Consider the following 26883-nt stretch of genomic DNA (forward strand, 5'->3'; position numbering starts at 1 on the left):
TACTGATTTATATTAGAATAATAATATATTTTTATTTTAAGTGTATTTCCTATTTATTTTTTGTATGAAATTGTTTAATAATACTAAGTATGTTTCAAAACAGGCTTATTCCTATGAGCTTAGTTCCAAAAGATTTTAATCGACGCTTAGTCCGTGAAATAACAATCATATTAATAATTAAGGTTGTTATCTTACTCACGATTAAACACATCTGGTTTGATGCACCGACTATTCCCAAAAACTTTGACAATCAAGTTGCTGAGCGTATTGCTGGCAGTCCATCCCAAATCAAGGAGACACGTTGATGATTTCTGAAAGCGTGGTCGATCTTTCGCGGTTCCAATTTGCAATGACCGCGATGTATCACTTTATTTTTGTTCCACTTACAATTGGTATGGCTTTTATTCTTGCCATTATGGAAACGACTTATGTCATTTCTGGTAAAGAAATTTATAAAGACATGACCAAATTCTGGGGAAAACTCTTCGGTATTAACTTTGCACTCGGGGTAACAACAGGTTTAACAATGGAATTCCAGTTTGGTACAAACTGGGCGTACTACTCACACTACGTAGGCGACATTTTTGGCGCACCATTGGCAATTGAAGGCCTAATGGCTTTCTTCTTAGAATCTACCTTTATTGGCTTGTTCTTCTTTGGTTGGGATCGGCTTTCCAAAGTCCAGCATTTAGGTGTGACGTGGTTGGTTGCTCTAGGTTCTAATATGTCAGCCCTTTGGATTCTTGTTGCCAACGGCTGGATGCAAAACCCTGTTGGTTCTAAGTTTAACTACGAAACCATGCGTATGGAGTTGGTCGATTTTGGGGCATTAATTTTCAACCCAGTCGCACAGGTTAAGTTTGTACATACTGTTTCAGCAGGTTATGTGACTGGCTCAATTTTTGTATTGGCAATTTCAAGTTATTACCTGCTTAAAAAACGCGATGTTCCATTTGCTCGTCGTTCTTTTGCAATCGCAGCAATCTTCGGCTTGGCATCAACACTCTCAGTAATTCTACTTGGAGATGAATCTGGTTATGAGTTAGGTGATGTTCAAAAAACCAAACTCGCTGCTATTGAAGCGGAATGGGATACACACCCTGCACCTGCACCATTTACACTGTTTGGTATTCCAAATAAAGAAACCATGACCACGGACTATGCAATTAAAGTTCCATATCTTATGGGCCTCATTGCAACACGCTCGACAACTAAAGAAGTCACAGGCATTAAAGACTTATTAGTTCAACATGAAGATCGTATTCGTAATGGTATGGTTGCATATTCTCAACTAGAAAAGCTTCGTGCAGGTGACACATCTCCTGAACTTAAAGCTGCCTTCGAACATTCTCAAAAAGATTTAGGCTACGGTCTACTTTTGAAAAAATATACACCGAATGTTGTCGATGCTTCTGAAGCTCAAATTAAATCTGCTGCATTAGACACGATTCCACACGTACCAAGTTTGTTCTGGGCATTCCGTGCAATGGTGGCATCTGGTTTCTTAATGCTATTACTGTTTATTTTAGCAACTTTTGCAGTAGCTAAACGTAATGCTGAAAACAAACCATGGTTACTCAAATTCGCGCTTTTCGCTCTACCTCTTCCGTGGGTTGCTGCTCAAACAGGTTGGTATGTTGCCGAAGTGGGTCGTCAACCATGGACAATTGGTGAAGTGCTACCTACACACTTGTCAGCATCTAGCTTAAGCACTGGTGATGTATGGGGTTCTATCGCTGCTTTAGCTGCGTTCTATACTGTACTTTTGATTATTGAAATGTATTTAATGATCAAATTCTCACGCCTTGGTCCAAGTTCGCTTCATACTGGTAAATACCATTTTGAAAAACTTGAAGCAGCTCGCAATGAGGAGACTCAAGCATGATCGAATATGAATTACTCAAAATTATCTGGTGGGTTCTGGTCGGTGTCCTTCTTATAGGCTTTGCCCTCACCGATGGCTTCGACATGGGCTCTATGGCGATCATGCCATTTGTAGGTAAGACAGATGAAGAACGCCGTGCAGCCATCAACACGATTGCTCCGCACTGGGATGGCAATCAGGTTTGGTTTATTACCGCAGGTGGGGCTTTATTCGCAGCATGGCCAATGGTTTATGCAACAGCCTTTTCAGGCATGTATTGGGCGCTGCTATTGGTACTATTTGCCCTATTCTTGCGACCTGTAGGCTTTGACTACCGCTCTAAACTGCAAAACACGAAATGGCGTACGTCATGGGATTGGGGATTATGTATCGGTGGTGCAGTACCTGCTCTAGTCTTCGGTGTAGCCTTTGGTAATATGTTCTTGGGTGTACCATTTAGCTTAGACGACACAGTCCGCTCAACCTATACAGGTAGCTTTTTTGCCCTACTCAACCCATTTGCTTTAGTCTGTGGTCTAGTCAGCTTGTCTATGCTGTGTGCACATGGTGGTGCGTGGCTTATGCTCCGTACCGATGGAGACCTACGTAAACGTTCAGCACAAGCAACAAAACTTATGGGCATTGTTTACCTCATCTGTTTCTTGGGCGCTGGTGCTTGGTTGTACTTTGGTGGAATCGAAGGTTATACCTTAGTGACCCCATTTGACACCAATGGTGCTGCTAATCCATTGGCGAAAGAAGTCTTAACCAATGCCAATCATGGCTGGATGAACAACTACTCGACTTATCCAATCACCATGCTTGCGCCTATCGCGGGGATCTTAGGTGGTTTGATTGTGGTACTTGCAGCAGGCAAAAACAAAGCGGGCTTTAGCTTCTTAGGTTCAAGTTTAGCGGTCGTGGGGGCAATTTTAACTGCAGGTTTCGCTTTGTTTCCATTCTTAATGCCATCAAGTATTCAACCAGTTGCAAGCTTGACTATGTGGGACGCTGTTTCAAGTCAAACTACGCTTACTGTGATGACGATTGCTGCATGTATTTTTGTACCACTTATTTTGTGCTACACCACTTGGTGCTACTACAAAATGTGGGGCGTTATTACCAAGAAACATATTCAAGAAAATTCACATAGCCTTTACTAAGGCAATGCTTAGGAGAATAAATTATGTGGTATTTTGCATGGATTCTCGGTATTTTGATGGCATGCTTTGCTGGTGTACTCAGTGCCCTATATATCGAACATCATCAAGATTTAGATGAGGAATAAAACATGACTGAAGAAGTAGCAATGACAACAGAACAGCCAAAAAAAACCAATAAGTTTGTAATGGCAGTGTCCTTTTTGTTGGCATTGCCTCTCGCAGCAGTCCTGTTAGTTCATCCAAGTGCAATGTTGGATGCCAATGGTGAATATAGCCATCGCGCCATGATGTTTATCATGATTGGCATTTCAGGCGGTTTCATTTACGGCGTAGGCTTTATTCCTCGCTTTTGGCTCTGGAAGTGGCTATTTAGCCCTCTTATTGCTTGGCCCCTCATGTTATGGGGATATTACACTTGGTTTTTCGCCTAATAAAAAAGCCCTCATCATCATGAGGGCTTTTTTATGAACGAAAGCTTTAACTTACACACTTAATTAATTGTTGTAATTCAATACTCAATAATGGTTTTCCAACATTAGCATCAATAGGATATGGCTTCCGCAGTTGAGTTAAACTGTAGCCCCGACGCTGATAATAAGCAATAAGCTCAGAACGAATATCTAACACATCCATCATATACAAAGTGAGATTAGGTTGAATCAACAGTGCCTGTGCTTCTGCAAAAGATAATACTGTTTTACCAATTCCTGTGTTTTGAAAGATCGGATCTACACAAAAAGTTCCAATTTCGACTTCATTATGATTAAAAGTCAAACCAATACAAGCAACTATTGATAAGCTAGATAGATCATTGTCGATTTCGGCAACATATAAATAGAAATTCTGATCTACTAAAGCCTGTTGTAATTGCTGCTTATTAATTCTTTGCCCCGACACATAATCTGCTTCATTGGTCCAGCTCTGGATAGGATTTTCGCGATAAGCCAAATTAATTAAATGTAATAGACGGTCTAAATCGGTTAATTCTGCTTTCCGAAATTTTAATGGTTGCATAAAGTCTACCCTTGAATACTTATTTAAAATTTAGGTGTAAAAATTAACTCAAATCTAGTGATTGAGTGTTTCTTATGAATTTATAATGGCATTAATGCTTAGGCTATTTAAAATTAAGTTATAAAAAACCAGTTCAAGCGAACTGGTTTTTGTGCAAATTATTTGGGTTCAATCGGTGCAAAAGGTGCAACAACATCAGCATTCTGTGCACGATGACGCATGAAATGATCCATCAGCACAATCGCAAACATTGCTTCTGCAATTGGTGTAGCGCGCACACCAACACATGGATCATGTCGCCCTTTTGTAAGGACATCTGTGTTTTCACGATAAATATTAATCGTTTTACCAGGTGTGGTAATACTTGCAGTAGGTTTAAGCGCAATCGCAACTCGAATGGTTTGACCGCTGGAAATACCACCCAAAATACCACCTGCATGATTTGCCAAAAAGCCATCTGTGGTTAATTCATCACGTGTTTCATGCCCAAACTGTTCAGCAACTGCAAAACCATCGCCAATTTCGACCCCTTTTACGGCGTTAATTGACATCATCGCATGAGCAATATCTGCATCTAAACGATCAAATACTGGTTCACCCCACCCCACAGGAACATTTTCAGCCAAAATTTCTAATTTTGCACCACAGCTTGTGCCTTGCTCACGTAAAGAAGTCACTAAGGCTTCAAAACGTGATACTGCATCGACATCGCCACAGAAAAATGGATTATTTGGAACTTCATTCCAATCTAACTTTTCTGCTTTTTCGGTACCAATTTGGGTGACATGACCACGGATTAAAATTCCGAATTTTTCTGCAAGGTATTTCTTCGCAATAGCTCCCGCAGCAACGCGCATCGCTGTTTCACGCGCACTAGAACGACCACCACCACGATAATCACGGAATCCGTACTTTTGCGTGTAGGTGTAGTCAGCATGCCCAGGACGGAAAGTTTGTGCAATATTGCCATAATCCTTAGATTTTTGGTCAGTATTGCGAATTAACAAACCAATCGGCGTACCTGTGGTTTTACCTTCAAAAACCCCTGAAATAATTTCAACTTCATCAGGTTCTTTACGTTGCGTGGCAAATTTCGAGGTTCCCGGTTTACGACGATCTAAATCTTTTTGTAAATCTTCAGCACAAAGCTCAAGCCCCGGTGGAACGCCATCCACAATTGCCATCAAGCCTACGCCATGAGATTCACCACAGGTCGTTACACGGAAGAGTTGTCCAATACTATTACCTGCCATGTTCACGACTCCTTATGCTTGAACAGATTGAATGAATAAATCACGGAATTGGCGACATTGCGCAGCAGTTAAAGCAAAGATGCCTGAACCACCTTTTTGGAATTTTAACCAATGGAAATCGATGGTATTGAAGTTTTGTTTCATCGCCCATTCAGAATTACCGACTTCGATGACAATTAAACCATCTTCAGTTAAGTAGTCTGCGGCTTGTGCCAACATTTTACGCACTAGATCTAGACCATCTTGTCCAGCAGCCAAAGCCAACTCTGGTTCATGGCGGAATTCATCAGGTAAATCTGCCATGTCTTCTGCATCCACATACGGTGGGTTCGATACAATCAAATCATACTGATTTTCGGCAGGAACTTTCGCAAACAAATCTGACTCTAATAGCGCAACTTGGTACTGCTTGTCATGATGTTCGGCATTAATTGAAGCAACTTCCAATGCTTCTTTTGAAATATCTGTAGCATCTACTTCCGAATCTGGGAATGCATAAGCCAACGCAATGGCAATACAACCTGAACCAGTACACATATCTAAAATGCGTTGCGGTGTTTTAGGTTGAGTATTGACTGGAAGATTATTGTCCGCAGCACGCATTTCACCGTTTTCATCTAAACAGTAAGGTGCAAAACGGTTTTCAATGAGTTCAGCAATTGGCGAACGCGGAATAAGTACACGCTCATCCACATAAAATGGCTTATTAAAGAAATACGCCAAATTCAATAGATATGAAGTGGGTACTTTTTCATTAATACGGCGTTCAAGCAATTGTAGAAATTCTGCTTTTTCGCTTGCTAATAATTTTGCATCCAAAATTTCTGAATCTGCATTCCAATCCAAAGATAAGGTTTGTAATACCAATGCTGAACTTTCAGCGAAAAAGTCCTCTGTACCTTGACCTAAGTGTGCATCGTATTGACGTAATGCTGTTACCCCAAAACGGATAAAATCACGAATAGTGGTAAGGGTTTCAGCGGCTTCCTGTAAATGTTCAGGGCTAATAGTCGGTCGATCCACTTAAGGCGTCTCCAAAGTTCAGAATCATAAAAACGGCTTATGATACCTTGTTTTGCCTGATTTTATAATGCTTAACTTTGTTTCTTCTCTATTTCATTCGATTTTTCAACCACCTGCAATTTAATTCAGAACCAGCATTTATCCGACAATCACAGGCACTGTATTTTATAGGTTTGCATCTTAATAAACAGATACAAAACTTTAACCGTTCTCGCCAAAAGCAACTTGAATTAAGGACTCTCGAGACTTATATATAGCTCATTATTTACTCCTTTTCTTGATATGAGCTATAAACACAACAATCTTATGGCAATGCGCCAAAACTATTGGAGCAATGAATCGCCCGATATTCTTTCTGAAAAATTATTTTTAATGCAGCAACTGTCCGAACATCAGGTTTTTAACAGCCCGACTTTAGACGATGCAAAATATTTATTTTTCAGCCTACCAAGCATTGTGATTGTTAAAGGCTATGCACATGGTTTTACTCATATTAGTGTGCAAAACATGATTACGACCTATATTCAAAGCCATAAGGTTCAACTCTCGAACAAAGAATCACTAAAAATAAAATTTCACATGTGAATAGAATGCCCTGATTCTCTATAAATTTAGATGCAGTTCCAAAAAAACCGTGTCATTCAGCAAGTTGAACTTTTTTAATACGTGAAGACGCGTTAATATCCGTTACAATTAACTTTTCTGTGAATTGCTGATTAAGGATTGCATTGAATGTCAGATCAGAATGATAAGCTCAAACAACTTAAAACCTCCTCTATGGATCGTCGCTTATCTATTGCAAAAGCATCCTTACTGGCGGGAACACGTTGGGCAGCATCCAATGCGACATCAATGTTCTCAAGCGAAGCTGAAAAAGAAAAAAAACGTAAACAAGCCATGAAAGAACAGGCTAACTATTTAGTGGCTGAAATTGGCAAACTAAAAGGTTCGATTGTCAAAATTGGACAAATGATGGCCTTATATGGCGAACATTTTTTGCCAGAAGAAATTACTCAAGCGTTAAATACCCTGAATAACCAAACCGTTGCACTGGCTTGGCCTGCAATTAAGCAGCATTTAGAGCAACAACTGGGTGATAAAATTCATGACCTGACCATTGATCATGAGCCACTGGGCACAGCTTCATTGGCACAAGTCCATCGTGCAACGCGTAAATCTGACGGATTAGAACTGGTATTGAAAATTCAATATCCTGGTGTTGCCGATGCAATTGATTCCGATATGAGCTTGTTTAAAAACATGCTCAAATTGACCCGCATGGTTCCGCAAACCCGTGAATTTGATCAGTGGTTTGATGAAGTCCGCGAAATGATGCATCGTGAAGTAAGCTATGATATTGAGGCTGCAACCACCAGACGCTTTGCTGAACGCCTGAAAGATGATCCTCGTTATATCGTGCCAGAAATTGTTGATGAATTTTGTACTAACCAGATTCTATGCATGACGTTTGAACGTGGTGTGCCGATTAACAGCCCTGTGATGCTTTCCTTGCCACAAGATCGTCGTAATCTTTTAGGTGAAGCTTCTTTAGAAATTGCTGTGCGCGAAATTTTCGAATGGGGTGAAATGCAAACCGATCCTAATTTTGGCAACTACTTGGTTCGCTTAGGAGATGGGAAGCAACAACCTGATCAAATTGTGTTGCTTGACTTTGGTGCCATTCGTCAATTTGATCAGCACCTGCTCAATGTTGCTCGCAATCTTATTCATGCAGGTTATCTGCATGATACGCAAGCAATGGTGAATGCCATGACTGGCTATGAGTTTTTTGACTCAATCCCGCAAAGTATTAAACCTGATATGGCGAAAGTTTTCTTATTGGCAACCGAAGCATTTAGCTGCCCTGCCAATAACAAAGATTTGCCTGCTGGAGTGATGGATGAGCATTACCGCTACGACTGGAAGAAAAGCCTGTTACATAGCCGTGTCATGCAACAAGCGTCTAAATCAATGGCTTCCCGTTATTTCAGTGTTCCACCGAAAGAATTCATGTTTATTAGTCGTAAATTTATCGGTGCATATACCTTTATGACCGTGATTGATGCCAAAACCAATGTCCGCGACATGATTAAATCTTTTATTTAATTTACTCAGACTAGAATGGCAACTTTGTCATTCTAGTCAATACATACCCTATTATCACAATTTAACTATAAATATTAATAATATAAATCAGCACTTTAAGCTAAATCTCTATACTAGATTACCGTTTATCTTTGACAATTGAGTATGTCAATAATGACATAGTTTTTTATATAACGTCATGTCAGCATAAAAATAGCAATTATGCTTATATGGAACGAAAAATAATGACAAATATGGTCAATAAGGCACAAGGATTAGGTTTATCGCTCATTACAAAAATTGCTGGAAGCGACGTTCTGGATCAACTTAAGCTCAGAAAATTCTTAGAAAAATCATTATATCAAGGCTCTAAAACCAGTTTTAAAGCACTGAGCAAAACACAAAAGGTTTTTAATAGTGCGGAGCCTCATGCTAAACAACGCCTGCCTAGTCAGCAGAAGTCTCTGTTCGATCTAAGCTTAACCGCAGAACAGCAGATGACCTGCGATGCCATGAGTCAGTTTGCGACTGAAGTCCTCTACCCGCTTGCCCATCAAGCCGACCATCAAGAACAATTCCCTCAGCAACTCTGGGCGCACATTAATGAATTAGGCTTAAATTATTATGCATTACCTGAATCATTTGGTGGTGTTGCCACTGAAAAAGACATCATCAGTCATATCTTAATTGCAGAACATTTAGCCCAAGGCGATTTCAGCCTAACCGCAGGCATGCTCTCAACGTTTAGTGTAATTAATGCCATAACACAATGGGGTTCCGAACAGATACAAGAACGTTATTTATCTGCATTTGCTGAAGATAGTGAAGTCAGAGCCAGCTTTGCTGTCCAAGAAAATACGCCTGCATTCAATCCAATGCAGCTTAAAACCAAAGCCCTCAGCAATGGTGGTCAATTTTATTTAAGTGGTGAAAAAACACTGGTGATGCTGAGTGAAACTGCCGATGTATTTCTTGTAAGTGCTGAATTTCAAGGCCGACCAGATGTATTTGTGGTCAAACGCGATGCTTCTATTCGTGCTCAGAAAAATCCCGCAATGGGCTTAAAAGCCACGGAAACCATGACTTTACAATTTAATCAAACTCCTGCCGAACGCTTAGGCGACGATGACTTTGATTACACTGCTTTTATAGATCTAGGAAATCTCATGTGGTGTGCTATGGCCGTAGGCACTTGTGAAGCCGTAAAACAATATTGTATCCGCTATGCCAATGAACGAACGGCTTTTGGTGAACCGATTTCCCATCGTCAAAGCGTCGCATTTATGATTGCAGATATGGCCATTGAAATTGATGCTATGCGCATGCTGGTCTTAAATGCGGCAAGTTTGGCGGAAGCAGGTAAACCTTATCACCGTGAAGCGTATCTTGCTCGTCTACTCTGCGCTGAAAAATCCATGAAAATTGGTACAGACGGCGTGCAAATTTTAGGTGGACATGGCTTTACCAAAGAACATCCCGTAGAACGTTGGTACCGTGATTTACGTGCTACGGCGATCTTACATTCAGGTTTACACGCTTAAAAAAATAAAATAAAGGTATCGATCATGAACTTACAAAACCCTAAAAAATTTAAAATCTTACTCGACCAAGCCCATGAAGTTGCATTAAATGTATTACGTCCAATTTCACGCAAATACGACAAAGCCGAACATGCCTACCCGAAAGAACTGGATATGCTCGCATCATTACTCGATGGTATGAATGACGGTGGTGAAGGTATAAACGCTGGTGCTGCGGTAGGAAAACGCGGTTCACAAGACGACAGCAATAAAAATGGCGTCAATATGTCTACAGCATTAGGCATTATCGAAATGTGTTATGGCGATACAGGACTGTTACTGTCCATGCCACGTCAGGGACTTGGCAATTCAGCCATCGCAGCGGTTGCGAACGATGAACAATTGGAACGCTTCAAAGGCACATGGGCGGCAATGGCAATCACCGAGCCAAATTGTGGTTCTGACTCTGCTGCTATTCGCACCACAGCCACTAAAGATGGTGACGACTACATCTTAAATGGTGAAAAAATCTTTGTGACTTCAGGCGAACGTGCCGATTCCGTGGTGGTCTGGGCAACACTGGATAAAAAACTTGGTCGTGCTGCCATCAAATCTTTTGTAGTCGCAAAAGGCACAGCAGGTATGACAGTTGAACGACTAGAACACAAACTCGGAATTAAAGCATCTGATACTGCCGTGATTCGCTTTGACCAATGCCGTGTTCCTGCTGAAAACTTACTGGGGAATGCTGAAATTGATGTCGCAAAAGGCTTTGCTGGGGTGATGGAAACTTTTGATAACACTCGTCCTTTGGTCGCTGCGATGGCTATTGGATGTGCCAAAGCCTCTTTAGAACGCATCAAAGAAATTTTTCAGGATCAACTTGATTCAAAGTATGCTACCCCTTATTTGCAATGTTCCAACCTAGCAGCCCAGATTTATAAAATGGAAGCAGAATGGGAAGCCGCACGTCTACTCATGTTAAAAGCAACGTGGATGGCAGATAATAAAAAACCAAACTCTAAAGAGGCTTCTATCGCAAAAGCCAAAGCAGGTCGTGTGGGCAATGACATTACATTAAAGTGTGTGGAACTTGCAGCTTCTGTTGGTTATAGCGAAACAGAGCTTTTAGAGAAATGGGCACGTGATTCTAAAATCTTAGACATTTTTGAAGGTACGCAGCAAATCCAGCAATTGATTATTGCACGGCGTGAACTGGGTAAAAGTTCAAGTGAGTTAAAGTAAGTACTATCCGCTTAAAAATGCCCTTACAAATGATGGATTATTTGCTATAACAATCCATCATTTAAATACTTTACTTATCTAATGTTTCAAATTCGTGCGCTCCAAAAACAAGATAATCCTGCAATTGCCCAAATTATTCGTGAAGTGTCCAAAGAGTTTGGCCTTGCACCTGAATCTGGCTTTGCTGTTGCAGACCCTATTTTAGACAATTTATATCAAGTCTATAGTCAGCCCAATGCACAGTATTGGGTAATTGAAAATGCACAAGGTCAAATTTTAGGTGGTGGCGGACTTTCACCGCTTAGTGGTGATCATGCAACGCTTGAAATCCAAAAGATGTACTTTTTACCTGAAATTAGAGGCTTAGGTTTTGCCAAGCAAATCTTAGAACAATGTTTTAAATTTGCTTTGGCACGAGGCTATCGTTCCTGTTATTTGGAAACAACCGAATCTTTATGGCAAGCGGTCAAACTTTATGAAAAGTTGGGCTTTCAACACTTATCCGCACCCAAAGGCCATACGGGTCATAGCCATGCCTGTGAAATTTGGATGGAAAAAAACCTTTAAAATACGCACAAAAATGACATCAATCCCACTGAATTGATGTCATTGCTTGCTCAATTTTAAATGATGTATAAATCATTATGAGTTCAGTAATTTATCTATCACACCAAATTTCTTAAAAATCTTCGCTCTACGCTTAGGGTGAATATTGGCTTTATTTAAGTCACCACGATAATGTTCAAAGACGCGCTTATCCATCATTTTGAACCATAAAGGTGGAATCATCGCGGGGAGCAACATACTCGCATAGCCACTTGGCAGCTCTGGTGCTTCATCGAAATGTCGCAGAGCTTGGAATGGTCGTGTTGGATAAGCATGATGATCTGAATGACGTTGCAATTGATATAGGAACAAATTAGTCACAATGTTATTGTTATTCCAACTATGCTCAGGCATGGTTCGCTCATATTTGCCATTTTCATCTTTCTGGCGCAACAAACCATAGTGTTCAATATAGTTAATAATTTCAAACAAGCTAATGCCATATAAAGATTGTGTGAGTAAATATGGCGTAATACCTGCACCAAACATTTTGATCATGCTGGCATGAAAAGTGGCACTCATCCCCCAGCCTTGTAACAACTCATTATCCTTAGACCAAAACGTCTTGCCTTTACGCTTCAAACGATTACTTTCAATTTCAATTGCAGATTTAAACGAGCCAATCACGGTTCTAGGTAAAAACTCATAAAAAGTTTCTCCCATACGCGAGGATGCAGGGTCTTCTGGTGTTGCCGCACGTTTATGATGCCCATACGGATGCTCAATGCGAAAATGGTTATAGCCTGTCGGGACTAAGGCCAAATGTGACAGAATATGATCCAAGCGATCCGACTTATGGCTTAATTCATGGGCTGTATTGACCGCAACACCGTTAATTGCTCCCATAGAAACGCCCAGTAAAATTTTATCCAATAAAGACGTCTCTTTACGTCCCACCAAATAACACGCATAAACATTGGCTACATACTGAAGCGGAATAAAAGTTTTTACCAAACGCGCATAATAAGGATCTTGTTCTAATAATTTCACATCTTCAGCAGTCGGGTTATTTTGATCTTTACCAATGAATGCATCAATTGTAGGAATAATCACATGCAGTAATAACGGTCCACCCAAAGCAAATGCTTTTTTAAACGGACGTGGTGCAAACTGATAGCCTGCTAAAATTCCCATACCAATCACAGGTAAAGCGGGACTAATTGCCCATAAATAACGTTTTTTATCTAAAGCCAATCCAGATTTGGCTTGAAGCAATATTGAATCCTGTTCTGCGACTTTGACTGTTGCATTCATTTGCAAACCTTTCCTTCTTTTCTTGTTATGTATATATTTTCTTAATTGGCCCTTGATCTACAGTAGTAACCGTCCATAAAAACTATGTAATCGTCTTTGGCTTAATTTGATAAACAATGACCTATAAACTCATATTACCAACCGCTCATATTTGTATATTTCAGCAGATTAAAAAGAACCCAAAAACATGGATGCACTTAGTAAAATTTTTGATGATATTCATCTGAACAAATCAGAATATCTTTATTTAAAAGCTCAAGGAGACTGGTGTTTTCAATATCAAGACCAGAGTGCCATGGTCGCTTATGTTATGGTTGCAGGTCATGCCTTTATTCAATTAGATGCAACTACACAAGTTCAAGCCCGTGCTGGCGATTTAATTTTAATCCCTTCTGGTCGCAGTCATACTGCCTTTAATACGCCAAACCCTTGGGTTGACACATTAAATATTACCCATCGTTTCGATGAAACAGGTGAAAAAAGTATTTCATTTGGCTCTGGCGACGAAAAGCAAACCGTGATTTTGGCAATTCGCTGTCATATGGACAGTATTATGGCGCGACCGCTGTTAAATGCCTTACCTCAATCTATTCATTTACACCAGATGAATGGACAAACGATTCCTGAATGGTTACAGATTGGCTTGCAGTTTTTAGCGGTAGAAACGCTACAAGTCCAACTGGGTCGTGACAAAATTTTAGATCATTTGGTGAGTATTTTTTTTATTGAATGTGTTCGCGACTACATTTTACAGTTGAGTGATCGCAACAACTGGTTAACTGCACTCTCTCACCCTGAATTATCCAATGCCTTAGCTGCCATTCATGGACAACCTCAACACGCTTGGACAGTAGAATCGCTTGCAGAACAATGCTGTATGTCCCGCTCCAAATTTGCCCAATTATTTAGTCAAATTATTGGTGAAACACCACTCGCGTATTTGCAGCAACATCGGCTACGCATTGCATCACAATATCTAAGAAAAGGACAATACACGATTCAGCAAATTGCTCACTTGGTGGGCTATGCCTCAGAAACAGCATTCAGTCAAACATTTAAAAAACAGTTTGATCTAACACCCACTCAATACCGCCAACAATTTATGCAATAGCACAAATATGTCACACGTTACAGCAAACTTAAAATGGCTTGTACAGGATCTTCACTATTGCCAGAAAGTAGCTGTTTATGCATCGTAATGTGCTGCATAACCTGAATTTGTGCGACTTCAATATTCATGAGTTTTTCGATTTCATGCGCTAAGTTTTCTGGTGTTGCGTCGTTCTGAATCAACTCCCGAATCACTTTTTTACCTGCAATAATATTAGGCAAAGAATAATAAGGAATCTTAATCAACAATTTAGCAATAAAATATGTCAAAGAATTGAGCTTATAAAAAGTCACCATCGGACGGTGTAACAGCATCGCTTCTAAAGTTGCGGTGCCTGAAGCCAAAGCCACAATATTAGCTGCATTCATCACCTGACGACCAATTTTAGACTCTGTGTCTGTATTTTCCAATAAATGCACTTTAGCGCGGAAAGCATCGGAATAATGTTGCAGTAAATGTTCAATTTGCTGTTTACGTGCATCATTAATCGCTGGAATAAGAAATTCGTAGTCTGGATGTTTTTGGCTCAGAATTTCCCCTGCTTTGAGTACCAATGGACCTAATCGTTCGACTTCACCACGGCGACTGCCTGGTAATAATGCAATATGCTTTTGATTCGTTGCTAAACCGAGTTCTTGCTTTGCTTCGATCAAATCATTTTTTAAAGGTAATTCACTCGCTAAGGGATGACCGACAAAGGCAGCAGACACATCAAATTTTTTAAAGAATGCTTTTTCGAATGGGAATAAGCACAACACCAAATCAATATTTGCCTTAATTCCATGTGCACGCCCTTGTCGCCATGCCCAAACAGAAGGACTTACATATTGAACGGTTTTAATCGGCAATTGCTTTTGCTTCAAACTTTTCGATAAGCGCAAATTAAAATCAGGTGCATCAATGCCAATGAATATATCGACAGGATTTTTAGACCATTTTTCGACAAGCCCATCCCGCACGGCAAATAACTTTTTGATATCTTTTAAGACTTCAACAATCCCCATGACCGATAAAATATCCATCGGGTAGTCACTTTGAAAGCCTTCCGCGATCATTTGAGGACCGCCTATTCCTTCAAACTCAGCATCGATACCTTGCTCACGAAAACTGCGGATTAATTTAGCACCCAAGGTGTCTCCTGAAACTTCACCTACAACAATGCCAATTTTTAGTTTTTTGTTGTTCAAGACTTTATGCTCTGTTCAAAGTTAAACGTCTAAATATTCTAGCATAGCTATAACTTTTGAAAAATTTCAACAATATGCCAAAACAGCACTACCTACCTATTTATAAATCTAATTTAGCTATGAGATTATTTTTTTAATCAATATTTACAATAGTTACACAATTGAACATCACTAATGGTAACAATAGAATTAATGATAATTATTTGCATTAATGTTCATCCATGTCTAAATCTCCGACTCTATTTAAATATTCCTTACTTGCTCTCACGATTGCACATATCAATCTTAGTTTTGCTGAAGATGATGTTGCAACTTTGTCTACTATACAGTTACAAGCAAATTCATCGGAAAATCAAAGCTCTGAACAGAGCAAAGCATATACAGTTAAAAAAAGTAGTAGTGCAACCAAACTGAATATTGATACTCAGGAAACGCCTCAGACTGTCAATGTAGTGACACGTCAGCAAATGGATGACTTCAACCTTACGTCAACGCGAGATATTTTAAACAATACTCCTGGTGTAACGGTGACTGGTCTGGAAACCAATCGCACAACTTATACAGCACGTGGTTTTGACATTTCAAATATATTGGTTGATGGCATTGGTATTCCACAGGTGGATAGCTACAACTACAACAATAGTGATGCCGACAGCTATTTCTACGACCGTATTGAAGTGGTAAAAGGTGCAGATGCCCTCACCAATGCATTAGGAGACCCAGGTGCGACGATTAACTACATTCGTAAACGTCCAACCAAAGAATTCCAAGCCAATGCAGGAATTAGCTATGGTTCATGGGATACTCAACGTTATGAAGCCGATATTTCAGGGTCACTGACACAAGATGGGCGTCTGCGTGGGCGTTTGGTTGGCTATGAAAAAACGGGCAATTCATATTTAGACCGTTATTCGGAGGAAAAGAATGGCTTTCAAGGGATTCTTGAGGCAGACCTTACCGATTCTACACTAGCTTCCGCGGGCTATTCTAAAACACGCCAGTATGCCAATGGCTCTCAATGGGGTGCATTACCTTTAGTCAATTCTAAAGGTGAAGCTTTAAGTTATTCACGTAGCTATAACTATGCACCATCATGGACATACTACGATTGGGAAATTGACAACTATTTCGCCAATATCGAACAACAGCTTGCTGGTGATTGGAAATTAAAGCTAGGCTATAACCTCAAAGAATCTGAAGTTCGTGACAAGATGCTCTATTTAAGTGGATCGCCTTCTGCCACGGACAATACTTCTGGCATTTATCTCTACCCTGAGATTTACAACCAGAAATTCAAAGAAACTACGGCAAATGCTGATATTCAAGGGACTTTCCCATTGTTTGGTCAGCGCCACGAAGCCAATATTGGCTATAACTGGTCGAAGTATACTGCGCAAAGTGTTTATTCTTATGGAAGCAGTTTAGGCACCTATACGACAGATCAGGCAAGTTGGTCACCTGAAGAACCATCATGGGGCGAGTTCTACACCGCTGCGCCAGAAGAACGGGTGATGAAATCGGTTTACACCGCTACCCGCTTACATCTAAATGATGATTTAAAACTGCTTTTAGGAGCAAACTACACTGAAATTGACACACTTGAATACAATGAAGATAAAGTTTCACCTTATGCGGGTTTAACCTATAACTTCACACCTGAATATACAGGGTATATGAGCTATACCTCTATCTTTAGACCACAAACCGTAATCGATCTAGCCACTCAAAAAACTGCTGTTCCTGTAGAAGGCGAAAGCTATGAAATCGGGGTTAAAAGTTCATGGCTAAATGGAGCACTCACAGGTAATCTTGCTGTATTTAGAACCGATGAAGATAATTTTGCACTCAATCCACTATGGGATGTAGCATATAACAAATATTCTTCAGATATTGGTACAGTCCGTTCTCAAGGTGTAGAAGTTGGATTATCGGGTAAAGTCACAGATAATCTAGATCTTGTCTTTGGTTTCTCTACATTCAGCCTGAAAAACATGGAATCAGGTGAAAAAGCACGTGTCAATATTCCAACCCAAACCATCAATGCTTTAGCTTCTTATACTGTTCCACAAATTCCTAAACTTAAACTCGGTGCAAGCATAAAATGGCAAGATGATATTCAAGACACTTCTTATTCATCTGTTACACAGGATGCTTATGCCTTATTCAATTTAATGGCAAGTTATGAAGTAAATAACAATCTGTTAGTGCAAGTAAATGGTAATAACCTAACCAATGAAAAATACCTCACGGGTCTTTATGGCGGTCAAGGTTATTACGGGGCTTCTGCAAATTACACAGTTGCTTTAAAATTTAAGTATTAATGAACCCGCCAAGTCTGAAGCATCAGGCTTGGTTTTTTTCATTTCCATAGCGATTCATTTTATGAGTAAAGCACAATCCCTTTCTCTGACCTACCGTATTCAAGTGCTGTATCGTTTTGTTATCGCCTTCATACTCGGTTTTATCTGTACCGCTTTACTCAGTTTAACCTTAACCCATCTGTTTCATCTGAGTTTACCCAAAGCAGAATCTATCTTTCTGGCGGCGTTCATCAACCTTATTTTTTATGTTTTTTTTGTGATGACCTGTTTCTGCATTCAATCACTGAAGAAGCTCACTCTCATGAGCACGGCATGTTGTGCTGTTCTTTTTGTATTATTTCTTGGAGTAGGCTAATTCATGCATAAAAGTATTCGACAATCAATGGCATGGCTACATTCTTGGACAGGTCTGCTGCTAGGATGGGTCATATTCGCCATATTTCTGATGGGCACGGCATCATATTATCGCCATGAAATTAACTTATGGATGCAACCCCAACTGGCAAAATATGAGATTCAACAACAAACCGCCATTCTCTCTGCAACAGACTATTTGCAAACGCATGCACCCGATGCAAAATCATGGTTTATAGGTATTGCCTCAGCCGAATCACCCGTCAATCGCATTTATTGGCAAAAAGCAGATGGCAGCTATGAAAGAAAAACTTTAGATGCCAACACAGGAAAAGAACTAAGCCTTTCAGCCACAGAAGGTGGCGATTTTTTCTATCACTTCCATTATCAACTTTTTGGGCTACCCGTTAATATCGGACGACTTGCAGTTTCTATCGCTGCCTTTATTATGTTGATCGCCTTAATTTCGGGCATTATGACCCATAAAAAGATTTTCACAGATTTCTTTACTTTACGTACTTTTAAATCTCAACGTTCTTGGCTCGATTTTCATAATGTATCCTCCGTGATTGCACTGCCTTTTTTCTTGATGATTACCTTTACGGGTTTAGCAATTTTCTTTTATCTGTATCTTCCGTGGGGTATGAAAGCGCTTTATCCTGAAAATCCATATCAGTATTTTACTGAAATCCGCACCAATGTCGTGACACAAAACACCTTAATAACACCTCAGGCTAATTTGCCAATGTCCGAATTACTGCAAAAAGTAGAACAGCATTGGGGCAAGCAAGAATTGCGTTCAATTTCGGTACAAAATCCAAATACTAATCAAGCTTTGTACACGTTTACACAACTCCAAGATCATAGTATTACGGGCAATCAACCGCAAATTACCTTACGTGGGCACGATGCTTTCACTACAGCCGCAACACGTAATGATAGTGCTGTTGCCACTTTAAGTTTTGGCGTGTACGGCTTACACATGGCGACCTTTGCTCAGCCCTTATTACGTCTGGCTTTCTTTTTTTCAGGGCTGCTCGGGTGTTGCATGATTGCGTCAGGGCTATTGCTATGGAGTTTAAAACGACAACTTCAAAATAAAACTCAGCAATTCCACTGGGGTCATTATCTTGTTGATCGACTAAATGTCGCAACTTTTGTGGGTTTACCCCTCGCCATGATGGGTTATTTCTATACCAATCGTTTGGTCTACATGACTGCTGACATGCCCAACTATGAAATCTATAGCTTCTTTACCCTCTGGGGCTTAAGTCTAGCGGCAGCGCTTTTCACCCCGAAACAATGGCTGTGGCGTTCTCAACTGGTGTGCTTAATTGTTTTGGCGGCATGTTTATCCATGTTCGACCTATTTTATTTGGTTCAGCATCAATATATCCATAGTCTTGTGAGCTATTGGACTTTCTTCCGAGTAGATCTATTTTTTATTTTACTGGCTGTTTTGGCCTATTTTATTCTTAAAAATATTCACCCCATTCAAACAACGGCTAAGCAAAAAATCATCAAAAAGCTTTCTTCGGCACAACAAGGAAATGCATCTTGATGATTCTATTTAGTTTGATATTTATCCTTTTAGGACTTTGGATCTTACACTTACTCAGCAGCAAGCAAATTGCAAAAACCAAGCAATCTTCGTTGCATATTTTGACGCAATTTCCATTGATGAGTCGGTGTGGGGCATACCTTCTATTTTTTAGTGCTGCTGTCGTTTTAATCGCCCATTACGGAATATCAATTGGTTTTATTAGCTGGTGGATCTTCGCCAGCCCAGTAGCCTTTATTTTAATAATGTATATCAATGATTTAAAAAAGAAGCCTGCAAAAAACTAAATTTGGTATTTGCATGATTTCATACAACGCTAAAGATGGCTTTAGCGTTTTTTTGCATAAGTAAATCACTTATCAAGACAAACACTTATCTCAAAAAGTCATAACATATGCATGGTTTATCATATTTGGCTTCTATACATGTTTGGTTCTCTTGAATATATTCTTGCAGGCGTTTTGGTTGGGTTTTGTGTAGGTATTACCGGTGTAGGTGGTGGTTCTTTAATGACCCCTATTCTCATTAGCCTGTTTAAAATTGAGCCACACATCGCTATCGGAACCGACTTGTTGTATGCATCGATTTCTAAATTCTGTGGCTCGATGGTTCATGCCAAAAAAATGAATATTGTCTGGCCCATCGTGATTTGGCTTGCTGTCGGCAGCCTTCCAGCATCTTTTGCAACACATTGGCTACTTGAGAATTATTTAAGTCAGTCCACACACTATAAAGCTGTGCTGACCATGGTTTTAGGTTTTATGTTGACCTTAACTGGGGTATCTATCATCTTCCGTGGGCATATTGAACGTTTCTTCAATAAATTCCGTAAAGATGCACAACTAGACATGACCGAAGACTTGGAGAAAGTGAACTTCCGAGCAAAAGATAAACGGGCTTATATCATTATCATGGGTGTAGTCCTTGGCGTATTTGTGACTTTATCCTCTGTGGGTGCAGGTGCCTTTGGTATCATGGCACTGGTTATTATGTTCCCCAATTTACCGATGATTCGTATCATTGGTTCAGATGTGGTTCACGCTGTCCTACTCACCCTTGTGGCTGGTCTTGGTCACATGAGTTCTGGTAATGTCGATTTCGCACTTTTAGGCTGGTTATTGGTTGGCTCAATTCCTGCGATTATTATCGGCACACTGATCAGTTCTCGATTGCCAGAAAAAATTATTCGTAAAATTTTAGGTATTACGCTTTTTGCGTTGGGTGTGAATTTTATAATCCATCCTGTAAAAGCCAAATCTGTTCAAAAACCAACCACCGCAATGGTTTATACTGTGGAAAAATCACACAGCATTTAAACTATCTCTGTGGATAATTGGATTATTTCACGGTTTTATTGGTCTTTTGTATAGTAAAAGGCTAATTAAATCGTGTTATATTCAAGCAACTAAAAAACTCTTGTATGATCGATCTAGTGACAGCAATGAATACACAACAGCCAACCCCTATTACTCAATCAGACATTGAAGACTTAAATGTGAAAAGCATTCAGCCTTTAGTAACTCCTGCAGAACTAAAAAAAGAATTGCCATTAACAGGAAATGCATATCACACCGTACTTAAAGGTCGCGACACCATTCGCAATATTTTAGATGGTAAAGATAAGCGTCTTTTTGTCGTAATTGGTCCTTGTTCTATTCATGATACAGTTGCTGCACATGATTATGCGGATCGTTTAAAAGTACTCAGTGAACAAGTTAAAGATACGCTTTATATCGTGATGCGCGTTTATTTTGAAAAACCGCGTACCACGGTAGGTTGGAAAGGCTTAATTAACGATCCAGATATGAATGACTCTTTCAATATTGAGAAAGGTTTGCGTATTGGTCGTCAATTGCTGTTGGAATTGAATGAAAAAGGTTTGCCTTGTGCCACTGAAGCACTCGATCCAAACTCACCACAGTATTATCAAGATTTAATTTCTTGGTCTGCGATTGGTGCACGTACCACTGAAAGCCAAACCCACCGTGAAATGTCTTCAGGACTTTCATCTCCTGTTGGTTTCAAAAATGGTACAGATGGTGGTTTAACTGTTGCAACTAATGCGATGCAATCGGTTAAACATGGTCATAGCTTCCTAGGTTTAAATGAACTTGGTCAAGTTTCTGTGATTCGCACCAGCGGCAACCCATATGCACATGTGGTATTACGTGGCGGTAATGGCAAACCGAACTATGATGCAGGTTCTGTAGCAGAAGCTGAAAATGCATTAGCGAAAGCCAAGGTCAGCACCAAAATCATGATTGATACCAGTCATGCCAACTCAAATAAAGACCCGTTCTTGCAACCGCTTGTTCTAAAAAATATTACTGAACAAATTTTGGATGGGAACAAATCCATTGTCGGTATTATGGTTGAAAGTCACTTAAAAGGTGGTCGTCAAGATATCCCTGAAAACTTATGTGATTTAGAATACGGTAAGTCAGTCACAGATGGCTGTATTGACTGGGATACAACAGAAAAAGTATTGCTAGAAATGCACAATGCTTTGAAAGATGTACTACCAAATCGCTAAGCATCCAAGCGCCATCCCCTAGGATGGCGTTTTGTTTTACTGCCAATGAAAAGTCACCGTTATGAATCAACTTGAAAACGCTTTAACTCACATTGACCATTTCCAGTTTGTCCATGAGCATTTATTTAGTTCTGGTCAACCGACAGTTGAACAGTTAAAACACATCAAAGAATATGGCGTCACAACTGTTATTAATCTTGCTTTAAATGATGCAGAAAACCATCTTCAGAATGAAGACCGTATTTGCTTAGAACTAGGACTCAATTACGTTCATATTCCTATTCTTTGGGACACACCTTCTGATGAGCAATGCCTCTTAGTTTTAGACATGTTGGATCATTTGATTCAAGAGCAGATGGTTTGGGTTCATTGCGCCCACAACCTTCGTGTGAGCAGCCTAATCTATCTTTACCGCCAATATTATATGGATATGGATATCGCCAGCGCTCAAGATTTATTACATGCAGTTTGGGAACCAAACGAGACATGGACAGGACTGATTCATGCTGTAGCCCTACAACTCCAAGGTCGTAAAGCTACTAAAGATCTACAACAGTCACTGATGGGTGCAGGTCATTTGGCTTGATGGCTAATCAAAACTGTAGCAGTTGCCAAAATACCTTCTTGACGGCCAGTAAAACCCAGTTTTTCTGTGGTTGTTGCTTTAATACTAATCTGAGTAACATCCACATCTAAAACATCTGCGACAGATTGACGCATCTCTAAATTGTACTTCGCTAACTTTGGACGCTCACAGGCTACCGTCATATCCGCATTATTCAACACATAGCCACGATCTAAAATGAGCTGATAGACGTGTTTTAACAGTACTCGACTGTCTGCCCCTTTAAATTCAGGATCTGTATCTGGAAAATGCTGCCCAATATCGCCCAATGCAAGTGCACCCAATAATGCATCACAGAGTGCATGCAGCACAACATCACCATCGGAATGTGCTTTTAAACCGTGTGTATGTGGAATTTTAACGCCAGCCAAAGTAACAAATTCGCCTTCCTCAAAAGCGTGTACATCCATTCCTTGACCAATTCGAATATGTGCGACCATTCAGTTACGCTCCTTCAGAAATAAATGTTTGAAATCTTGTATTCAGTGTTTCGACTTCGTTATAGTTACACCAGCACAGTGTTGTGAAAGTATAAGTCATCATGTTGTTGAATACAGACATTAAATTCCTTAAAACTATAGCATCTTTCATTGGTATGGGTTGTATATACACTAGCCTGACTTACGCTCAGGAAATAGATTGTAGTAAAACTGATACTGCTACAATAAAAACGATGTGTTCTGGCAGTTTCGAACAACAACGGCAGAAACTCAAAAACCAATATCTCACTGCGTTTTTAATCAGTGATGCACCCTTACGATTACTCGATGATACACATAGCGTATGGCTCAACCGTATACAACAATGCAAAACAGAATCATGTTTTACACAGCAATTTGAGCTTCGCACTGATGATTTAAATTTTTATACCTCATTAAATCAGAGTTTGACTCAACATTATTTAAAATTTGAAAAGGGTAAACTTGCACAACAGCCCATTCACCTACAAGTTCATCAGCTTGGTAAAGACAGTATTAAAATTGAAGGAATTGCCTACCGTAATCCAAACAACAAGAAGGAAACTCAAACCATTCCTTTCTTGGCGTACACCACCCCAGAGAAAAAACAAAATATTGTCGACAATGAACATGACTGTAAATATCAATTTGATTATTACAAAGCCATTTTAACTGTCAAAACCCAACAAAAAGGTTGTGAGCGATTTACTGGTGTTTATCGCCTTTATGATTAAAGACAGTTTTAAAAAAATAAAAAAGCACAGATATTTGTCTGTGCTTTTGATTCAACATGAGTACATCAAGCTGGATAAGCCGATGCAATTTCTTGACTGATCATCACTGCTGTAGCGGCTGACAAAGTCCAACCTAAATGTCCATGCCCTGTGTTATAAAATACGCGGTCACGTCGTCCACGTCGAACGATTGGCATCATGTCTGGCATCATTGGACGTAAGCCCGCCCAAGGCACAACACTCTGAGTGGAAATATCAAAATTTTTATTTGCCCAATCTACCAAAGGCTGAATCCGATCGGAACGAATATCACGGTTATACCCATTAAACTCCGCAGTCCCTGCAATTCTTAATCGGCTAGCACCTAAACGTGACGTGACAATTTTGGCACTTTCATCCAGCAAACTTACCCATGGTGCATGTTGCACACTCTGCTCATCATCCAAGTTAATGGTAATTGAATAGCCTTTTACAGGATAAACATTCACTTTATCACCCAGTAAATGTGCCAATTGATAGCTACCCACACCACCACACACCAACACAGCATCTGCTTCAAAATATTCTGATGCCTGCTCTTCTGGGTGCATATTTTCAGTGCTGCCTTTACAAATGACTGTCACGCCTTTCTCATGATGTTGCACGTCGGTGACGTCTAAACCAAAGCGATATTTCACCCCATATTTTTCTGTTACCTTGGCAAGACCATTGGTAAATTTATGAATATCTCCTGTGGCATCACCCGGACAATAAAAGCCGCCATAATAGTCACCTGTTAAACTCGGCTCAATTTGCTTAATTTCTTCAGATGTTACTGCATAACGCTCTAATCCACCTGTGCAAAGCAATTCATTGACACGGGTTGCGACTTGATAATCTGTTTGGTTGTGGTAAAAATGTAGAATGCCTCTTTTTTCTAAATCAAACTGAATCTGTTCCTGTTCAGCAATATCAAATAAGCGTTTACGCGCCATGAGTGCTAATTTCACCGTATCACGGGTATTTTCTTCATAGTGTTTAATATTGCCCAAAAATTCGACTAGCCATGCATATTTATGCAGATCAAACGACGGATTGAGCAACAAAGGCGCATCTTTACGGGACATCCATTTAATGCCTTTCAATACAGTGGATTTTTGATTCCAGACTTCTGCATTACATGCTGAAAGCTGACCACCATTGGCAAAAGAAGTTTCCATTGCAGGATAAAGATGTTTATCGATGACTGTCACATCATAGCCCAATTGTGATAGTTCATAAGCTGAAGTTACCCCAGTAATTCCAGAGCCAATAACAATAATATGTGGCATAAAGCACTCCTACGAAATGCATGCATTCCTTGTGTTGTGCCCCATCTGTCATTGGTACCTGAGAGCTTCGATCATATGCAACATATAACCATCCCCTTCGGTGAGTGCCTTTTTTATCTTTATGCACTTCTCTCCAGATTTTGAAATTATTACAGTCCTTCTGCCTGAGAGTTTCCGGGGTCGTTGCTCCTTCGGCGAGCACATCACTGTGCTTCTCTCCTGCAATAATTGCTTCTTATAATATGAGCAATATATATACCATTTTCGAGTGCGAAATATACAAATTTAGTAATTATTTATGAGAAAGTACTTAAAGATTTTTATTCCAATAAAATTCATATACTTAAAAAAATAATATTTGATTCTGTTTTATCTACATGATGCAATAAAATTGATTTCAACCTATAAAAAAAGCCCCAAATGGGGCTTACGCATTTTAACGGTGCGTATGAATGGACATCACAATTCCCATACCAGCAAGCAGTGCAATCACCGCCGTACCGCCATAACTCATCAATGGTAATGGATCTCCTGTCACAGGAAGAATTCCACTAATCATGCCCGAGTTGAGAAATACAAAGAAGAAGAACGTTAAACCAATGGCACTTGCCAGCAAACGACCATAGTTATGGAAGGAGTTTAAACCAATCATCATGCAACGGAAAATAATAGCTGCATAAAGCGCAAATAGGAACATAACACCTAAAAATCCGAACTCTTCTGAATAGGTCGATAAAATAAAGTCGGTATGATGTTCAGGCAAATAGCCCAAATGCGACTGCGTTCCCCCCAAATAGCCCTTCCCCATTAAGCCACCAGAACCAATTGCAATCTTAGACTGGATAATATTCCAACCCGCACCTAAGGCATCGGATTCTGGATCAAACAGAGTTAATACACGCTTCTTTTGGTAAGCCTGTAAGACATACATCCATAAAACAGGCGCAGTAACAGCGAATGCCATAAAGGCTCCCAAAATGAGCCTCCAAGACATCCCACTCAAAAAGAGCACGAAAATTCCGGGGATAATTAAGCCAATGGATAAGTCGGGTTGCAAGGCAACCAATACAAAAGGCACAAACATAATCACCAATGCCCCCAAAATATGAATCAGTTTCGGTGGAAATGGCTTTCTAGCAAAATACCATGCCATCATTAACGGCATCGCAAACTTCATAAACTCACTGGGTTGTACACTGCCAATACCGGGTACAGTCAACCAACGTTTAGCCCCTAAGCGGGTATCGCCTATGACAAGCACCAAAACCAACAACACAACTGAAATCAGATAAAAATATGGACTGGTGGCCTGATAAACCTTCGGTGGGATCTGTGCGCAAATAAATAACAGAATAAAACCCACACCAAAACTGGTGGCCTGACGCAATACCATTCCCATATCTTCAGCAGTGGCACTATAAACTGCCATTAAACCAATAATAGAATTTACAACCAACAATCCCAACAACCAAGGATCAAGATGTAAACGGTGCCATTTGGAGGAATCGTCTTTAATACTTCGACCATCACGTAAGGATTGGCGTAAGAAACGATACTGTTGAGAAGGTATCATCTGATGAGGCAATACAGCTAAAAGTGAGCAGAGTATAAATTTAAACTGCGAGAGAGTGAATGCTTAATTCAACGTTCAGGATAATTATT

General features: G+C 39.9%; 27 protein-coding genes and 1 riboswitch. Of the genes, 19 read left to right on the top strand and 8 right to left on the bottom strand.

Features of this window, described 5'->3' with window-relative positions; all coding sequences use genetic code 11:
• Window positions 1-113 precede the first annotated feature (113 nt).
• The 5 genes from cydP to M5E07_RS08785 are packed head-to-tail and all read left to right on the top strand — an operon-like array spanning window position 114 to window position 3458.
• A complete protein-coding gene (gene cydP / locus M5E07_RS08765) occupies window positions 114-305 on the top strand; it encodes a cytochrome oxidase putative small subunit CydP (protein ID WP_116760773.1) in 192 nt (63 codons plus the stop codon).
• Window positions 305-1885 carry a cytochrome ubiquinol oxidase subunit I gene (locus M5E07_RS08770; protein ID WP_116760661.1) on the top strand — a complete coding sequence of 527 codons (1581 nt, stop codon included), beginning with the start codon at window positions 305-307 and terminating at the stop codon, window positions 1883-1885. The genes cydP and M5E07_RS08770 overlap by 1 nt, the downstream gene beginning before the upstream one ends.
• Window positions 1882-3027, top strand: a complete 1146-nt coding sequence (cydB, locus tag M5E07_RS08775) for a cytochrome d ubiquinol oxidase subunit II (RefSeq protein WP_116760663.1) — start codon at window positions 1882-1884, stop codon at window positions 3025-3027. Before M5E07_RS08770 ends, cydB begins: the two co-directional genes overlap by 4 nt.
• 23 nt (window positions 3028-3050) lie before the next feature.
• Window positions 3051-3152 carry a cytochrome bd-I oxidase subunit CydX gene (gene cydX / locus M5E07_RS08780; protein WP_002120988.1) on the top strand — a complete coding sequence of 34 codons (102 nt, stop codon included), beginning with the start codon at window positions 3051-3053 and terminating at the stop codon, window positions 3150-3152.
• Window positions 3153-3173: 21 nt separating this feature from the next.
• On the top strand, window positions 3174-3458 hold the full coding sequence (locus tag M5E07_RS08785; protein ID WP_434087810.1) for a cyd operon YbgE family protein: 285 nt from the start codon (window positions 3174-3176) through the stop codon (window positions 3456-3458).
• 46 nt (window positions 3459-3504) lie between these two features.
• Here M5E07_RS08785 and M5E07_RS08790 read toward each other — a convergent pair whose 3' ends face one another.
• The 3 genes from M5E07_RS08790 to prmB all read right to left on the bottom strand — a co-directional run bounded on the left by M5E07_RS08790 (window position 3505) and on the right by prmB (window position 6317).
• Complete coding sequence (locus tag M5E07_RS08790) at window positions 3505-4041, bottom strand: GNAT family N-acetyltransferase (RefSeq protein ID WP_252218535.1); 537 nt, start codon at window positions 4039-4041, stop codon at window positions 3505-3507.
• A gap of 158 nt (window positions 4042-4199) precedes the next feature.
• Window positions 4200-5294, bottom strand: coding sequence for a chorismate synthase (gene aroC, locus M5E07_RS08795; RefSeq protein ID WP_252218536.1), 1095 nt, complete (start codon window positions 5292-5294; stop codon window positions 4200-4202).
• Window positions 5295-5306: 12 nt separating this feature from the next.
• The gene (gene prmB / locus M5E07_RS08800; protein ID WP_116760671.1) at window positions 5307-6317 is read right to left on the bottom strand and encodes a 50S ribosomal protein L3 N(5)-glutamine methyltransferase; all 1011 of its coding nucleotides are present in this window, start codon (window positions 6315-6317) and stop codon (window positions 5307-5309) included.
• A 282-nt stretch (window positions 6318-6599) separates the two neighbouring features.
• Between prmB and M5E07_RS08805 the strand changes: the two genes are divergently transcribed.
• The 5 genes from M5E07_RS08805 (at window position 6600) to M5E07_RS08825 (ending at window position 11734) form a co-directional block, all read left to right on the top strand.
• Window positions 6600-6902 carry a hypothetical protein gene (locus M5E07_RS08805; protein ID WP_252218537.1) on the top strand — a complete coding sequence of 101 codons (303 nt, stop codon included), beginning with the start codon at window positions 6600-6602 and terminating at the stop codon, window positions 6900-6902.
• Between the two features lie 147 nt (window positions 6903-7049).
• Complete coding sequence (locus M5E07_RS08810; protein WP_116760675.1) at window positions 7050-8423, top strand: ABC1 kinase family protein; 1374 nt, start codon at window positions 7050-7052, stop codon at window positions 8421-8423.
• A gap of 233 nt (window positions 8424-8656) precedes the next feature.
• Window positions 8657-9943: an acyl-CoA dehydrogenase family protein gene (locus M5E07_RS08815; RefSeq protein ID WP_252223763.1), complete on the top strand. Its 1287-nt coding sequence runs from the start codon at window positions 8657-8659 to the stop codon at window positions 9941-9943.
• Between the two features lie 24 nt (window positions 9944-9967).
• Entirely contained in the window at window positions 9968-11167 is a 1200-nt protein-coding gene (locus M5E07_RS08820; protein ID WP_252218539.1) for an acyl-CoA dehydrogenase family protein, read from the top strand.
• Window positions 11168-11248: 81 nt separating this feature from the next.
• Window positions 11249-11734, top strand: coding sequence for a GNAT family N-acetyltransferase (locus tag M5E07_RS08825; RefSeq protein WP_252218541.1), 486 nt, complete (start codon window positions 11249-11251; stop codon window positions 11732-11734).
• Window positions 11735-11809: 75 nt separating this feature from the next.
• On the opposite strand, the gene M5E07_RS08830 is transcribed toward M5E07_RS08825, so the two are convergent.
• Window positions 11810-13027 carry an alkane 1-monooxygenase gene (locus M5E07_RS08830; RefSeq protein ID WP_252218543.1) on the bottom strand — a complete coding sequence of 406 codons (1218 nt, stop codon included), beginning with the start codon at window positions 13025-13027 and terminating at the stop codon, window positions 11810-11812.
• Window positions 13028-13214: 187 nt separating this feature from the next.
• On the opposite strand from M5E07_RS08830, the gene M5E07_RS08835 reads away from it, so the two are divergent.
• The gene (locus M5E07_RS08835) at window positions 13215-14138 is read left to right on the top strand and encodes an AraC family transcriptional regulator (protein ID WP_252218546.1); all 924 of its coding nucleotides are present in this window, start codon (window positions 13215-13217) and stop codon (window positions 14136-14138) included.
• 17 nt (window positions 14139-14155) lie between these two features.
• On the opposite strand, the gene lpxB is transcribed toward M5E07_RS08835, so the two are convergent.
• Window positions 14156-15325 (bottom strand): lipid-A-disaccharide synthase, encoded by a 1170-nt coding sequence (gene lpxB, locus M5E07_RS08840; RefSeq protein ID WP_116760687.1) that lies wholly within the window; start codon window positions 15323-15325, stop codon window positions 14156-14158.
• A gap of 221 nt (window positions 15326-15546) precedes the next feature.
• Between lpxB and M5E07_RS08845 the strand changes: the two genes are divergently transcribed.
• The 7 genes from M5E07_RS08845 (at window position 15547) to M5E07_RS08875 (ending at window position 22680) form a co-directional block, all read left to right on the top strand.
• On the top strand, window positions 15547-17646 hold the full coding sequence (locus M5E07_RS08845; RefSeq protein WP_252218547.1) for a TonB-dependent siderophore receptor: 2100 nt from the start codon (window positions 15547-15549) through the stop codon (window positions 17644-17646).
• 61 nt (window positions 17647-17707) lie between these two features.
• Window positions 17708-18001, top strand: a complete 294-nt coding sequence (locus tag M5E07_RS08850; RefSeq protein ID WP_252218549.1) for a hypothetical protein — start codon at window positions 17708-17710, stop codon at window positions 17999-18001.
• 3 nt (window positions 18002-18004) lie between these two features.
• Window positions 18005-19561, top strand: coding sequence for a PepSY-associated TM helix domain-containing protein (locus M5E07_RS08855; protein WP_252218551.1), 1557 nt, complete (start codon window positions 18005-18007; stop codon window positions 19559-19561).
• A complete protein-coding gene (locus M5E07_RS08860; RefSeq protein WP_252223765.1) occupies window positions 19561-19848 on the top strand; it encodes a DUF1634 domain-containing protein in 288 nt (95 codons plus the stop codon). Before M5E07_RS08855 ends, M5E07_RS08860 begins: the two co-directional genes overlap by 1 nt.
• Window positions 19849-19986: 138 nt before the next feature.
• Entirely contained in the window at window positions 19987-20877 is an 891-nt protein-coding gene (locus M5E07_RS08865; RefSeq protein WP_252218553.1) for a sulfite exporter TauE/SafE family protein, read from the top strand.
• Between the two features lie 125 nt (window positions 20878-21002).
• Complete coding sequence (locus M5E07_RS08870; protein WP_116760775.1) at window positions 21003-22094, top strand: 3-deoxy-7-phosphoheptulonate synthase; 1092 nt, start codon at window positions 21003-21005, stop codon at window positions 22092-22094.
• Between the two features lie 61 nt (window positions 22095-22155).
• On the top strand, window positions 22156-22680 hold the full coding sequence (locus M5E07_RS08875; protein ID WP_252218554.1) for a protein tyrosine phosphatase family protein: 525 nt from the start codon (window positions 22156-22158) through the stop codon (window positions 22678-22680).
• Here M5E07_RS08875 and ispF read toward each other — a convergent pair.
• Complete coding sequence (gene ispF, locus M5E07_RS08880; protein ID WP_116760701.1) at window positions 22668-23159, bottom strand: 2-C-methyl-D-erythritol 2,4-cyclodiphosphate synthase; 492 nt, start codon at window positions 23157-23159, stop codon at window positions 22668-22670. The two genes, M5E07_RS08875 and ispF, sit on opposite strands and share 13 nt — an antisense overlap.
• A gap of 101 nt (window positions 23160-23260) precedes the next feature.
• Between ispF and M5E07_RS08885 the strand changes: the two genes are divergently transcribed.
• Window positions 23261-23911, top strand: coding sequence for an A1S_1983 family putative colistin resistance protein (locus M5E07_RS08885; RefSeq protein WP_116760703.1), 651 nt, complete (start codon window positions 23261-23263; stop codon window positions 23909-23911).
• A 65-nt stretch (window positions 23912-23976) separates the two neighbouring features.
• On the opposite strand, the gene M5E07_RS08890 is transcribed toward M5E07_RS08885, so the two are convergent.
• On the bottom strand, window positions 23977-25221 hold the full coding sequence (locus M5E07_RS08890) for a D-amino acid dehydrogenase (RefSeq protein WP_252218555.1): 1245 nt from the start codon (window positions 25219-25221) through the stop codon (window positions 23977-23979).
• A gap of 142 nt (window positions 25222-25363) precedes the next feature.
• Window positions 25364-25453, bottom strand: a riboswitch (glycine riboswitch).
• Window positions 25454-25657: 204 nt separating this feature from the next.
• Window positions 25658-26794, bottom strand: a complete 1137-nt coding sequence (gene rodA / locus M5E07_RS08895; protein ID WP_116760707.1) for a rod shape-determining protein RodA — start codon at window positions 26792-26794, stop codon at window positions 25658-25660.
• Window positions 26795-26883 lie beyond the last annotated feature (89 nt).

This window comes from Acinetobacter tibetensis (assembly GCF_023824315.1).
GTDB classification, from domain to species: domain Bacteria; phylum Pseudomonadota; class Gammaproteobacteria; order Pseudomonadales; family Moraxellaceae; genus Acinetobacter; species Acinetobacter tibetensis.